Source organism: Streptococcus sp. 9.1(2021) (assembly GCF_030466425.1).
GTDB classification, from domain to species: Bacteria; Bacillota; Bacilli; order Lactobacillales; family Streptococcaceae; genus Streptococcus; species Streptococcus wuxiensis.
In genome coordinates, this window is sequence record NZ_JAGQFU010000002.1 from 96,961 (window position 1) to 110,556 (window position 13,596).

Sequence of the window (13,596 nt, forward strand, 5' to 3'; positions counted from 1 at the left end):
TAATGATAAAATAAAATAAAAATTATTAGTGAGGTAATTATTTATGTCTTTTCAATCTGCTTATAGTTTAGAATTAAAACAACACGTAACTCCAAAAGAAGCCTTTGATTTTTCCTGTTCTCTAATCGGAACTCCTAATCATTTAACTGATGCCAAAAAATTTCAATGTGGAGAAAAATGCTCCTTCAAATTAACCTTAGCTAACTTCAATAATCCAGACTTTAATAAAACTCCCTATTTTACTCCTGGGGCAAGAAATCAAAAACATGACCCTAATAATTGTCAACGTATGATTGAACATTATCAACAAAGGGAACAAGAAGTAACGTCTGAAAATCATATCTCTTTTTATCGTGAGAAAAATAAACTGATTATTGACTTAGACCTTGTTAAAGGGAGCTTGGCTACTATAACTAAACCTAGACAGAAAGACGAATCCAATTTTTCTTCTGAGTCAAATAAAGATGAAATTCATCGTCAGAGCTCTCATTCCTCTCGTACTGATGAGGACAAGAGGACTTTCCGTAGCCATGTGAAACAACTCAGAGACTTAGTCAATTATTTTTTAGAATACCAGTCTGGAGAGAAGTATACATTCTATGATAAATATAAAAGAGAAATCCAACTCGAAAGATACTTTGTCAATCTAAAAGAAGCAAACCAAAGAGGAATAAACCTAGAAGATGTTCATATCTATTATGATACTGCAACAGTAAAGTCTATTGACAACAAAGAGAACCCTGAAAAAAGTTATTTTTTAGTTAGATTCCATAGTTTATGCACAATTGAACAAGACTCTAATTATCCAACTATAACGATTAACAAAAGCCTCGCTAGCCATCATGGAGTTAAAGGAAAGCTGAAAATATTAGAAAAAGCATCAAAAGATAAACAACCTCTTAAACTATTTTACTTTGGAAAGTTTGTTAAGCATAGTTCTAAGAAATACATTAATCCCGACGTAAGCTATGAAGATATTTTGGACTATTTAGTCATCAGTTAATATTTCAAAATCTAACAATTCTTGATAAGTGAACTCTATAATTTTGTATGAACCAATAAATCTAAAATTCTCTAGAAAATGATTTTCAACAGCTTCCCTAGCTTCCTCAAAACTATTAAAAACTCTTGTACCGCTGATTTCGTCTGACCAAGCTAATTGACCATTTTTTTGTTGGACTAACCAGACACTTTTTCCAACATTGATTTGCATAAGAACAGCGTAATATTTTTGTTCCATATTCTTATTTTCACCTTTCTAATTCTACATAGTATCTATTTATGGTTTTATAATAATGGCTTATCTCTGATTCCCATGCTTCTTATATCCTTTCCAAATAAATGAAACCTTACTTTTCGGCCAAACACTTTTTAGTAACATTAAGAACGCTAATGGCAGCCTTTTCGTTTTAATTTCATTTCCAAAGTTATCACATATAGTTATCCTGAAGAGCGGTACAAACCAGATCGCAATCAAGATAGTTCCAACCACGCCATGCGCAATAGCATTTAAAATTTGATACATACTGTCTCCTTAAATACAACCTAACTTTTCAGGTGCCAAATCCAATGTTAGCCAAAGAGCCTCATCTTGAGAAATATGTGTTAGTCTTCCTCCCTCATCATTAAAACGATGTAGGGTAAACGTTCCATCTGATAATTTTCCTAAAACAACCATTCCTTCATTTGTCCTAGTACGCCATAGTTCACAATCATTTTGAAAGGCTGTCTCGGCCCATTTACTTAGCTTTACCCTTTTAGTCATTTATGGCCTCCTGAATACTTTTCTCATCTGCTACAATCTTTTCCTCTGAATCTCTTGAAGCATATAGATATTTCTTTATTTTTCCCTTACGAATCTTAATGATAGTTGCAGCTTTTTCAACCTGGTATTTTTCTACCAACTTTTGACCTTCTTCTGTCTGAGTGTCAATGTAAAATGTAGGATAGGAACCTTTATTGGCTGCATCTACAACCACACTTTTTCCAACCTGACAGTAAGGACAATCTTTTTTATAAAATACTAGATTTACATTTTGATCAAGTACAGTATTCTGGTATTCCTTCTGAGTAAGGTGAGGATCATAATCTAAGATAAAATAATCTTTATACAGCCTATATCCTCCTAAAACTGCGAGACTCACAAGTAAAATGACAAGAAGAGTCCCTAGAGCTAACTTAACATGCGTAAAAAGCTCTTTCATCCTATCTCCTCCTCATCCATAAAATCAAATATGGAACCTTGAACATAATCAATCTTGGCCAATTCTTTTATTTCTAATTTCAAGTTAGTGAACGTTGTCATCACTTCTTGAAAGAGTAAAGGATCAAATTCCTCGGAATCCAATACACGGACAATTGGCAACATTGGATAATGATCTCTCAACTCCTCCTGCAGGTAATCTGAAATCATTTTATCATTCGAGATAACACTATCTACTCTAATGATCGCTGGAATGCTAGAAATACTCTCCTCGTTTTGATAAAAAGTTAAAGCCACATCCCCTGCAGAAACAGACTCAAATTTTAAATTATCCGATGAAAGCTTAAAATAATAAGCCAATGGTTCCTGACCAACCCCTGTTAGGTAGTATCCTCTAATGATTTTGAATAACTCTGACATCGACCTTTCTCCTTCCTAACAAACTTTTAAAAGTCTAAACGGAGCTTGATACACGTCAGGATAGTGAATCAATCTCTTTTTTCTTTGTTCAGGAAGTGGTTTACGGTAATGTTTTTGAAGATACTGAAAAGCTAGTCCCAAGGTATCAAAAACTAAAACTTTATTCTCCCCATTACAAATATAGTCACCTAATTCAAAACTGAAAATTACGTACTTCATTCTTCTTCTCACTTTCTATTTTGGCCAATCATTGCCAATCGATCTGTCTCTAATTCAGAATCATATCCGTTTTCAAAACGAACTTGTTGACGAATCCCTATAAGTGAGAGAACTAAGAAAAGTCCTCCTACAAATATAAGGCTAAAGAATCCAACTAAAATCAAAATCATATCATTCCTCCATAGATTATTTTATATACATTTATATCTGAGCAATAATCGTAGATATAAATGTAAGGCAGATTGCGGGTTTTTAAAATTATCCAATATCAAGCTCAAATAAAGATAGTTGTTGTGTTTGTTTAAAGCCATCTTTAACCCATTCTATCACTCTCTGAGTGAACTCTATACTTTCTTCAAAGAAAGCAGCAATATTGGCCATATAAGCCTCCTGACGTTCTTTCTTCACCTTGATAAGGGAAAGCAAGATTGCTTTGATAGAGGCTAATCTGATGCCTCCTCCACGGCCGTGTTTGACTGTGAAGAAGATCTTTTGTTCTGTTTTGAGAACCTTCAATACTTTGTCTAATGAGCGCTCAGGAATGTTCAACTTCTCTCGTATCTCTTTTTTCGTCGTCTGGATAAATGGATCCTCGGATTGATAGAAACCTTCTAAATAGGCCATTACGTCTGTTTTCCATTCATAGAGATGACTATTCTTCCTGTCAGCACGTTTCTTCTTGAATTTGTACCAACGTTGCTTCACAAAGAGATCTGAAGCCTTGAGTTCCTGATTGACCCATGCTTTACATAAAGTCATCACATAATCACGACTAGCAGCTTCATATTTTCCTGAGTAGGCGCTTGTGATAATCTTATGATATTCAGCTGAAGAGAGTGGCTCGTCTAGATTCGCATTAAAACTAGAAAGAACCTCCTCACACTCTTCCTGATCAATTCCTGAAGAGAAGTTGGCTAAAGCTAGCGTGAAAAGAACGTTGTTTCTTCCCATCAAGGCTTTTCCACCTTTGATATTCCCCTCTCTCATCAGCAATTGATACCAGGGTTCATCAATCTGTTTCACCCCTTCAGAGCCTGAAATAACCGTCAAATTGGGCTTTTTACTTGGGAAAGGAAGTTCTGATTGCTTCATTGACCAATCTAACCACTCCTGGAACGAATAGGTATAGTCAGGTTCAAAGAATTCGACATTATCAGTTCGAGGAATACGAGCAATCCCAAAATGGTTACAAGTCAAATCTACTGGTAAAGTTTGAGCAAAGTAATTTCTCAAATTTTGAGAGATAGCTTTAGCCACCTTCACCACTCGAAATTGAGAATGAGCTGTAACATAAGCTGATCCTGAGAGGACAAAATAGGCTTGAAATCCCTTATCAGATTTTAGAATCAACGTTGGCATAAAACCTAACTCCAGAGAAGCGGTTAAAATATCTCCTGTCGTCATTTCTTCAGCTGCAGAGGTAATATCGAAGTCAATGTAGAATGTGTTAATCTGTCTAAGATTATCTTCAGAGTGCCCACGTGTAATCCGTCGACCAGCATCGCTATAGCTTCCGTAGCAATATACGTTAGGGGTCCAGTGCGTAAACTGATCCTGGTTCTCCAGCAATGATTCGACAGAGGTTAAAACAACACCACGTGCCTTAACCATATTCGCTTTTGAACGATAAGCAAATACCGATCCTCGTCTTCCTTCTTCAGCTGAAGAGATGAGCTGTAGATGGCTATTCTTAAATTTTTGTGTTCTTAATCCATCTTTTGTGATGATAGATAAACATTTTAATAAATCAATCTTTTTCATGTTTTTTAATTTCTACAAATCAACTATAAGAGTCTCTTGTTTCTTTAACCCACAAAATGGGCAATACCCAAATTCAGTAGTACTTGTGTTGTGCTGATTTTCAACATTTACCTCTGCTATCCAGAAATACTTTTTTCTACAAGATGTTTTAATTGGAATTAGATCAATTTCATCCTTCTCCACCTTTGTTTCGTTTTGTAATAGTTCATCTAGAAGACGTTCCCAAGTACAAACACTCCTCTTTAATACTGCTTCTTTCATAATAATTACTCCTCATTGATTCTCATACTTTTAGGTAGCTTTTTACTCGGTAAACAGTAACCTTCAGATAAGTCCCTTTTGCTATAAAATTCAGGACTATATGTCATGATGTGATCACTTCTTCTCCATCCTCGACGAAGTTGTTTGTAAGATAAAGAAACACGCTTCTCAATTTCTTTAAAACTAAATCCCAGCTTCAAATAGGTTGTTACAATAGTTGTAGCATGTTCTTTGGACTCTTCGCTTCTTGTTCTTCTCTGAAAGTTAATCTGCTTATCTTCTTCATTTAATGCTATCTGATAGGCAATAAACAACTTCCGCATTTCCATAATTTTATGTTGCCAGACCAAGCTGTAAGGTTGTCCTGAATATCGATTCACTAAGTCCTTTACGGGTTGTTTAAATTTCAGCTGAAGAGGATCGAATTCTCCAAGGTCAGAAAACGGATCAATGAAACCTAATGGTTCGCTTTGAATTAATTCATTGTATAGCGCTTCTCTGTCCATTCCAATATATCTCCTTCTGTCAAATGCACGTCATTGAGTCAAATAAGCTTAATTGGATGGCTGTAGGCGCTTGTTCGCTGTTTCCATTCTTATCATGATCGATAACGTCAAAGATTTCTAACGTGTCTAAATTCATTACAATCTCTAATCCTATCATCATTTAACTCCTTTCAAATAGAATTTTAAGCGAACAAAAAAGAGAACAGATTTCTCTGTTCTCCTAAAAATATTGAATTATTTGATTTTCTAAAAACTCTTACCACTTACTTCATTTTTATACTGTTTTATTTTAATTATTTTTGAACAAACAAAAAAACTATCGATCGACAGTTTTTCTTTGCATACTTACTTTTTGTTTCTAACTAAAAACAATAAAAACCAACTTATTTTATTACAAACTATTTTAGACTTTTCTTTCTTCCACTTGTTTGTAATAGTTTTTATTCTCCCGATATCGAGCCTCTAATACATCCTCAATATGATTCTTATACTCTACATTTCTTTCTATATCTAAGCTCTAAAACGAACCGCTAACTTCAACCAAGCTTGCTCCTAGTTACTCGATTTTTGCAAGTAATGATTTGGAGGCAGTTTCTGTATCTCGCACAACACCTTGATCCAAAAATCTTTAACATGCAACCTATCATAAATTACGACATCCAGGTGCTACTCTCGCTAAACAAGCAGGAATGAGCTTAGAAGCCATTTCTGAAGCTCTAACACATAGCGACACAGGTACAACACAGATTTATGTCAATACTTCTAATGTAGTCCCTATGGCCGTCGGTGAATTTGCCTTACAGTCTCTAAAACAATAAGGTGAAAATAAGGTAAACTTTGGGGTGAACTTTAATTTTTTGAAACAAAAAAGACATCCAAGAGTAAATTCTTGAATGTCTGTAAACGTTGATATAATCGTATTGATTAACGTTTTGAGAATTGTGATGCTTTACGAGCTTTCTTAAGACCTGGTTTGGAAAGTATGGATTTCAGTTGGACTAAAAACAGCGTAATATAACGGCTTTTCAGAACTATATCTACTAATTAATTTCATAAAATATGAATCATTATTTTTTAAATAGGGGAATAGTTTAGGTCTGTAAGAATTAACTTATACACTTACAAGGTTTATTCTGATCGACTTTATAACTGTCTACGAAAAAAAGACAGAAATGAGAGATTGAGTGTGGGGAAAAAACTATTAGGTGTAGTTTCAATACTTCTACTAATGCTTTTGCTTATATTTAATGCAAGTAAATAGTCAATTCGTCCGAGCATTTCCTTCTCCATCTCCGTAGCAGAAAGTTGAGTTTATTTAACAAACTGATAAAATAATAGAGAAACTAGTTATTTCGAGGCCCAATCATGAACCTATCAAACGTATTTCAAAAATTATCCCCAAATACTCCCATCTTACAAGCTACCTTTGGTCTGGAGCGCGAATCTCTACGAATCAATACTGAAAGCCGTGTCGCTCAAACGCCACACCCTGAAAAATTGGGTTCTCGCAGTTTCCATCCCTATATCCAGACAGATTATAGCGAACCTCAACTAGAGCTCATTACACCGGTAGCACAGTCGACCACGGAAGCTCGTCGCTTCCTCGGGGCCATCACCGATGTGGCTATTCGCTCAATGGATAAGTCAGAATATCTTTGGCCTTTATCCATGCCACCTGTGATTGTAGAAGAAGAGATTCAGATTGCCCAGTTGGAAAGTGACTACGAGTATCAATACCGAGTTGGTTTGGCAGAACGCTACGGCAAATTGCTCCAGTCCATATCTGGAATTCACTATAATTTTGAACTCGGCAAAGATCTGACCCAGCAGCTCTTTGAAGTCAGTGACTATGACGATTTACTGACCTTCAAGAATGCCCTCTATCTCAAGTTAGCTCAGAACTTCTTGTGTTATCGCTGGCTCTTGACCTACCTTTACGGAGCAAGCCCGCTAGCAGAAAAAGGGTTTTTGACAGATGAAATTGGTTGCGTGCGGTCGATTCGTAACTCCAACTACGGCTATGTCAATGCCCCCGATGTTCACATTTCCTTCTCTTCACTGGAGCAATACGTGACCGACATCGAAAACGCTGTTGGATCTGGGCAACTGTCCTCTGAAAAAGAATTTTACTCTGCCATCCGTTTACGCGGTGCTAAGACTAGCCGGGACTTTTTGACTAAGGGCATCTCCTATCTAGAGTTCCGCAACTTTGACCTCAACCCCTTTGAGCCACTGGCAATCAGCCAAGAAACACTAGACACCACCCACCTCTTTGCACTCGCACTCTTGTGGCTAGACGACATGGAGCAAGTCGACGAAGAATTGGCAGTAGCTGCTACTCTCAACAACCAAATCGCTCTCAGCCATCCCCACACACCACTTCCTAAAGAGGCTGACCCTAAACCTATCGTGACAGCCATGAAGGACATCGTCGCTCACTTTGGACTGGATGACTATTATAGCCAGCTTATCACTAAGGTGGAGGCCTCTCTTCTTGATCCACGTTTGACCCTTTCTGGAAAAATAGCAGAGCAGGTTGAAGAAGGGTCCCTTGAAAAATTTGGCCAACAACAAGGACAAGCCTTTCATGACTATGCTTGGACAGCACCTTATGCCCTCAAAGGCTATGAAAACATGGAACTCTCCACCCAAATGATTCTCTTTGACGCCATTCAGCTGGGCTTGAACGTAGAAATTTTAGATGAGGAAGACCAATTTCTCAAACTCTGGCATGGTGACCATGTGGAGTACATTAAAAATAGCAACATGACATCCAAAGATAACTACGTAATTCCACTGGCCATGGCTAATAAGGTTGTGACCAAAAAGATTTTGGACAAGGCTGGTTATCCAGTACCTGCGGGAGCAGAATTTGCTAACAAGGACGATGCCTTGCGGTACTACGGACAAATAGCCAACTCTGCTATTGTTGTCAAACCCAAATCCACCAACTTCGGTCTAGGCATTTCCATCTTCCAAGAGTCAACAAGCCTTTCTGGCTATGAAAAAGCCCTAGACATCGCCTTTTCGGAAGATAGCCATGTGCTAGTCGAGGAGTTTGTGGCAGGGACCGAGTACCGTTTCTTTATCTTGGATGGAAAATGCGAGGCTGTCGTGCTCCGCGTTGCGGCCAATGTCGTAGGCGACGGAAGCTCAAGCATCCGAGAATTAGTCGAAAAGAAAAACCAAGACCCTCTGCGTGGTCGAGACCATCGCTCACCTCTTGAAATCATCAATCTGGGTGATATTGAATTACTCATGTTGGAACAGCAGGGTTACACACCTGATACAGTCTTGCCTAAAGGTAGCCAAACCTTTCTGCGTGGTAATTCTAATATCTCAACTGGAGGCGACTCCATTGACATGACTGACCAGATGGGCGAGAGTTACAAACAACTAGCTGCCGATATGGCGACTGCTATGGGGGCTTGGGCCTGTGGAGTCGATTTGATTATCCCAGACTACACCAAGCCTGCTAGTAAGGAGCTACCAAATTGCACCTGTATCGAACTCAACTTCAATCCTGCCATGTACCTGCACGCCTATACTTACGTAGGGCCAGGACAACGTATCACACCGAAAATTTTACGGAAGTTGTTTGGAGAGATATGAGAATAAGATCAGAGATTTTCTGAGCTTACTTTTTTATATTTGATAAATGGTAAAATATAGTGCAACAAAAAACTCATAGAGCCCAATCTCGTGTAAACTGTAAGTAACCACACTAAACAGAACACGGGAGAAATCTATAAGCTACCATCATATTACCATAATTGAGCGAATTAAGATAGAGACTTACCTAGAATTAGGTCTCAAACCCTGCCAAATAGCTAGAAAATTAGGCGTTCACAAATCAACCTTCTCAAGAGAATTAAGTGTGGTAATGACACTTACTCTGCAAAAGCAGCACAAACACACAATGAACAATTGGCGAAGCAGAAGGGAAGAAAATCGAGTTAGACTCCTGTGAATTGAAGTAGGAAATTAAAGAGCGATTACGATCTTCATGGTCTCCAGAACAAATTTGTAGTCGTTATCAACTTGAAAATAGGTCCATGGTGTCCTTCAAAATCCAATTTGTAAAATTAAGCTAGAAAAAAAGCATCTCGTATTTTTGATACGAAATGCTTTTAATAAATGTAAATAAGTTTTAACGTTTACTAAATTGTGATGCTTTACGAGCTTTCTTAAGACCTGGTTTGGAAAGTATGGATTTCAGTTGGACTAAAAACAGCGTAATATCAAGGATTTTCTGAACAATATCTACTTTTTAATTTCATAAAATCTGAATCAATATTTTTAAAATAGGGGAATAGTTTAGGTCTCTAAGCATTAAAATAATACACCTAACTTTGGTCACCGTTTTTTAGTTATTCACTCTTTTTTCTGATAGTGTTTTTAAAGTTATGATGTAAAATGCCGCAATTAAAACACTATACATCATAATCGGAGGATAGAGAATTAAGGACAGAATCAATCCCACTCCTTTAATTATTAGGTCAGGTATCAATAACTTCCTATATTGTGCGGTAGCTTCAAGTAATTCTTTCTGATCTATATTGGGTTTATCAATTACTTTATGTAAAAACCAGTTTGCTACCGTTGAAACAATAACGATCAGTCCATAAAAGAGCTGTGCCGTATGATTCATGAAATGACTACTAACTATTCCAGTAGCATAGGGCATAAATGAAACAAAAAATAAAAGATACAAATTCTTTCAAATTTCTTCCTTTTCAACTTGGCTAACTTGACCTGCATTACCTAGGTCGCTTTGCTTTAAATTATACTTTTTTCTTAAACATTTGATACGAGTAGGTATTTCTTGTGAGTAATTTTCATCAAAAAATTTCATATATAATCTCCCTATAATCATGGAAAAGTAGTAAAAATAGTTGTTATCCTAGTTGATTAAAAAAATCTCTGATTTCCTCATCCTTTATAAAATAATATATAATTTTCCCCTCTCTTCTAGTGTCCAAGATGTTTTGATTGGCTAGTTTACGAAGATGGTGGGAGGCAGATGCCATACTGAGATTTAGTAAACAGGCTATATCACAGACACAGAGTTCTTCAACAGCAAGGAGATAAAAGATGATATTTATCTGTTTATTATCGGTAAACTTTGATAAAATACGAAGTGATTTTTGGACTTTTTCCTTTTCAAGGTAGTTCGTTGCGGTTGTAACATTTTGTTGATTAATAACATCCACTTGGCAGATACTATCTTTTTTCATAATTTTTTCTCCTAGCCGAACACAGTCCTTAGCATGTCAAAGCTGTTGTTTTCAATCAGGATATACATCCCCAATCCTAAATAGACAACGGCAATAAACCATCTGCTATATTTTTCCAAAGTTTCTCCAACAGAAGGGACTTGTGCTAATTTTTGGGCAGAAAAAACCAAGAGATAAATCATGACTAGAAAAGTAAGTAAAGTCACTATCAAATTCGCTAAATTTAAGGTGGTAAAATATGGGACAAAGACACCAATATTGTCAGCGCCACAACTTGCAAAAGTAATCATAGCGACTAGAAAAATCAGGTTTTTATTGTCTTTTCGCAAACCATCTTTTGCAATAGCTTCTCCATCAGAATCTCCTAAAAGCAAAACTTTGAGGCCTAGGAAAATTGGAATCAAACCGAGTAAACCTAAAATCTCTTTACTAGGAATATAATTTAAGACAAATGCAAAAAGCAAACTTAGGAATATTAGACTAACAGAGCCTAGAAATTGTCCTAAATAGATGTTAATGATGTCCTTTCTGCTTTTTCTTTTGGCAAAAAATAACATTAGGATAATAAGTAAGTCTACGGCTGTCCCAGAATACAGGATTATTGAAGTAACAATATTTTGAATCATAAAACACCTTATTCAAATATATTTTTGAATGTATTCTAACATTAAACTTTGTAGATGTCAACTTAAAATCCACCAATTAATAATTGCATGTCAATATTTGTATTGTGAAACTAGTTTCAGAAATATATAGTCTTAAAGTATGTCCACTGCCAATGGTTTTTTCAATATTTAAAAGGAGAGAACCAATTTGGTCCTCTCCAGGGTATAATTTTCCATCAACCCACTACAGTTGACAAAGAGCCGTTATTCTCAAATGAGACAACTCCTTTTAGTTTTTATAACCTCAGCTTCTCGGTCTCTTACCTACTTTTAATAGAAAGACTACGAAGGACGATTCTTAAAGTAGTCAGATTGTGCAATATCGAAAGATTAGATGGGCTTAACCAATTTAACAACCCAAATCCAATTAAACTTCCATTTATTACAACTGTTTCTTGAATATTTCTTTGAATTAATTTCTGCAACGATTCAGATAAAGAATTCAATTCCTCGAAGAAATCTAAACGATTATCTAATAATAAAATATCACTCATCTGCTTAGAAATATCAGCACTTTCATTCATCACAACCCCAATATCTGCAAGCGTCAAGGCAGCAGAGTCGTTTAACCCGTCTCCAACCATCAAAATAGTTCGGCCAGCTTTCTGTAATTCCTGAACCAACTGAAACTTACCATCTGGTTTTAAATCAGTATAAACGTTGTCAAATGGCAGATCTTTAACCAACTCTTCTGTTCTAGCCAACGTATCACCAGTTGCCAGAATCAGTTTTTTCCCTTGGCGCTTTAGCTTTTTCAATGCAACTTTCGCCTCGCTTCTCAAGGGAGTGTGGATACAAAACATCCCAATTAATTCTTTCTTATAAGCCAAAAACAATAAATTGTAATGAGTCTTATATTGCTCAATCAAGGCCAGCTGCTCAGAACTAATTCTTACCTGTTCGTCTTGCATTAGTACATAATTTCCAATGACAACCGATTGACCATCAATTTGCGATTTAATCCCTTTGCTTGCAACATACTGAAGCTTGCCATGCATTTCTTCGTGTTCAATGCCTTCAATTTCAGCTTGTTTAACAATTGCATTGGCAATAGGATGATAGATATGTTCCTCCAAACATGCACTTATTCTTAAAATATCTTTCTCAGTATAATCTCCGAAAGGAAGAACCTTTTCAACCAAAGGATAACTCGTCGTGATGGTACCCGTTTTATCAAACAAGAAAGTATCCACTTCCAGATATTTTTCTAATACATCACCATCTTTAATAACCATTTCTCGATTTAGACCTTCCTTTATGGCCGTAAGGTAGGCTACAGGTGTGGATATTTTTAGAGCACATGAAAAATCCACCAATAAAAAGGAAATGGCTTTTGAAAACGAACCTGTTAACAGATAAGTCAAACCAGCACCTAAGAAGTTATATTTTACAACCTTGTCTGCCATCCTAATAAAATGACGTTGTTTTGTCTTCTTACTCTCTTCAGATTTTTTCATCAGATTGATGAGTTGCAAAATACGACTGTTTATCTGATTATCAGTCACACGAATTCTTAACTCTCCTGTTTCCAAAACAGTATTCGCACATACAGAATCTCCCTCTTTCTTTTCAACAGGGAAGCTCTCTCCAGTCAAGGAACTCTCATTGACCATGCCTAATCCTGAAACCACTTGGCCGTCAAACAAGATTTCATTCCCTTGGGAGACAACTAATACATCACCTACTTGAACATCAGAACTCTTGATGCTGATGACCATGTCTCCCCGCACTAAGAAAACATCACTTTCTTTAGCAAGAAGGCTTTGTTCCAAATCTGTTGCTGTTTTTTTTAAAGACCACTGATCCAGATGATTACCCAAATCAAGCATAAACATGATGTTGCTAGCTGTCTTGGATTGGTTCATAAACAAGGACAACAAAATGGCCGAACAGTCCAAGACCTCCATGGTTAGTTCCTTGCGCGCTAAAGTTTGATAGGCTTCTTTGACATAACCCAAAGCCTGATAACAAGTCCAAATATAACGAATAGGGTAGGGTACAAAACTTCGAAACAGCAAACGCTTAATCGCTGCACCCGATACAATTGAATAAGCACTCTCTTCTCTACGAATGGGAAGAGTCATCAAGTCCGAAACTTTCCCCTTGTCAATTTTTTTTAAAAAGGCCTCTGCATTTTCTAATACAGAGAAGCCTTCTTTCATACGTAGAGTAAAGTGCTGCTGATCCATATAAAACTGAATAGAGTCGATCCCTTTTTCATCTTTAGCCAAGGAACGAAGATAATCTTGAATATCCAAGGTCAGTGAAAACGAGGACGATAATCGGATATGTTGATATCCTCTGTGTAGCACTTTAAAAGACAT

At 36.6% G+C, this 13,596-nt stretch carries 17 protein-coding genes and 2 pseudogenes; 4 read left to right on the forward strand and 15 right to left on the reverse strand.

Going from position 1 to position 13,596, the window contains the following annotated elements:
• Positions 1–43: 43 nt before the first annotated feature.
• Positions 44–1,003 (forward strand): hypothetical protein, encoded by a 960-nt coding sequence (locus KBU52_RS06155; RefSeq protein WP_000009937.1) that lies wholly within the window; start codon positions 44–46, stop codon positions 1,001–1,003.
• On the opposite strand, the gene KBU52_RS06160 is transcribed toward KBU52_RS06155, so the two are convergent.
• From KBU52_RS06160 to KBU52_RS06205, 10 genes are all read right to left on the reverse strand, one after another.
• Complete coding sequence (locus tag KBU52_RS06160) at positions 989–1,240, reverse strand: hypothetical protein (RefSeq protein WP_000436118.1); 252 nt, start codon at positions 1,238–1,240, stop codon at positions 989–991. The two genes, KBU52_RS06155 and KBU52_RS06160, sit on opposite strands and share 15 nt — an antisense overlap.
• 60 nt (positions 1,241–1,300) lie before the next feature.
• Positions 1,301–1,525, reverse strand: coding sequence for a hypothetical protein (locus KBU52_RS06165; RefSeq protein ID WP_000284341.1), 225 nt, complete (start codon positions 1,523–1,525; stop codon positions 1,301–1,303).
• 9 nt (positions 1,526–1,534) lie between these two features.
• Entirely contained in the window at positions 1,535–1,765 is a 231-nt protein-coding gene (locus KBU52_RS06170; protein WP_000167063.1) for a hypothetical protein, read from the reverse strand.
• Complete coding sequence (locus KBU52_RS06175; RefSeq protein WP_000661092.1) at positions 1,758–2,204, reverse strand: thioredoxin domain-containing protein; 447 nt, start codon at positions 2,202–2,204, stop codon at positions 1,758–1,760. Before KBU52_RS06175 ends, KBU52_RS06170 begins: the two co-directional genes overlap by 8 nt.
• On the reverse strand, positions 2,201–2,623 hold the full coding sequence (locus tag KBU52_RS06180) for a hypothetical protein (RefSeq protein WP_001292117.1): 423 nt from the start codon (positions 2,621–2,623) through the stop codon (positions 2,201–2,203). Before KBU52_RS06180 ends, KBU52_RS06175 begins: the two co-directional genes overlap by 4 nt.
• A 15-nt stretch (positions 2,624–2,638) precedes the next feature.
• The gene (locus KBU52_RS06185) at positions 2,639–2,842 is read right to left on the reverse strand and encodes a hypothetical protein (protein ID WP_000878299.1); all 204 of its coding nucleotides are present in this window, start codon (positions 2,840–2,842) and stop codon (positions 2,639–2,641) included.
• 8 nt (positions 2,843–2,850) lie between these two features.
• Complete coding sequence (locus KBU52_RS06190; protein WP_000600806.1) at positions 2,851–3,012, reverse strand: hypothetical protein; 162 nt, start codon at positions 3,010–3,012, stop codon at positions 2,851–2,853.
• A gap of 88 nt (positions 3,013–3,100) precedes the next feature.
• Positions 3,101–4,603 carry a primase C-terminal domain-containing protein gene (locus KBU52_RS06195; RefSeq protein ID WP_254724881.1) on the reverse strand — a complete coding sequence of 501 codons (1,503 nt, stop codon included), beginning with the start codon at positions 4,601–4,603 and terminating at the stop codon, positions 3,101–3,103.
• 12 nt (positions 4,604–4,615) lie between these two features.
• Positions 4,616–4,864 carry a hypothetical protein gene (locus KBU52_RS06200; RefSeq protein WP_254724880.1) on the reverse strand — a complete coding sequence of 83 codons (249 nt, stop codon included), beginning with the start codon at positions 4,862–4,864 and terminating at the stop codon, positions 4,616–4,618.
• Positions 4,865–4,869: 5 nt separating this feature from the next.
• Positions 4,870–5,370, reverse strand: coding sequence for a hypothetical protein (locus KBU52_RS06205; protein ID WP_006151489.1), 501 nt, complete (start codon positions 5,368–5,370; stop codon positions 4,870–4,872).
• Between the two features lie 632 nt (positions 5,371–6,002).
• Between KBU52_RS06205 and KBU52_RS06210 the strand changes: the two are divergent.
• From KBU52_RS06210 to KBU52_RS08870, 3 genes and pseudogenes are all read left to right on the forward strand, one after another.
• Positions 6,003–6,188 (forward strand): annotated as a pseudogene (locus tag KBU52_RS06210) (tyrosine-type recombinase/integrase); the annotation flags it as partial.
• 547 nt (positions 6,189–6,735) lie between these two features.
• Positions 6,736–8,982 carry a bifunctional glutamate--cysteine ligase GshA/glutathione synthetase GshB gene (gshAB, locus tag KBU52_RS06215; protein WP_254724879.1) on the forward strand — a complete coding sequence of 749 codons (2,247 nt, stop codon included), beginning with the start codon at positions 6,736–6,738 and terminating at the stop codon, positions 8,980–8,982.
• A 136-nt stretch (positions 8,983–9,118) separates the two neighbouring features.
• Positions 9,119–9,437 (forward strand): annotated as a pseudogene (locus KBU52_RS08870) (transposase); the annotation flags it as partial.
• Between the two features lie 299 nt (positions 9,438–9,736).
• On the opposite strand, the gene KBU52_RS06225 reads toward KBU52_RS08870, so the two are convergent.
• From KBU52_RS06225 to KBU52_RS06245, 5 genes are all read right to left on the reverse strand, one after another.
• A complete protein-coding gene (locus KBU52_RS06225; RefSeq protein ID WP_014334291.1) occupies positions 9,737–10,021 on the reverse strand; it encodes a hypothetical protein in 285 nt (94 codons plus the stop codon).
• 69 nt (positions 10,022–10,090) lie between these two features.
• Positions 10,091–10,225 carry a hypothetical protein gene (locus KBU52_RS06230; RefSeq protein ID WP_000667627.1) on the reverse strand — a complete coding sequence of 45 codons (135 nt, stop codon included), beginning with the start codon at positions 10,223–10,225 and terminating at the stop codon, positions 10,091–10,093.
• Positions 10,226–10,268: 43 nt separating this feature from the next.
• A complete protein-coding gene (gene cadX, locus KBU52_RS06235) occupies positions 10,269–10,607 on the reverse strand; it encodes a Cd(II)/Zn(II)-sensing metalloregulatory transcriptional regulator CadX (protein WP_000711078.1) in 339 nt (112 codons plus the stop codon).
• Positions 10,608–10,618: 11 nt separating this feature from the next.
• Positions 10,619–11,233, reverse strand: coding sequence for a CadD family cadmium resistance transporter (locus tag KBU52_RS06240; protein ID WP_021154423.1), 615 nt, complete (start codon positions 11,231–11,233; stop codon positions 10,619–10,621).
• A 299-nt stretch (positions 11,234–11,532) separates the two neighbouring features.
• Positions 11,533–13,596, reverse strand: coding sequence for a heavy metal translocating P-type ATPase (locus tag KBU52_RS06245; protein WP_002893754.1), 2,064 nt, complete (start codon positions 13,594–13,596; stop codon positions 11,533–11,535).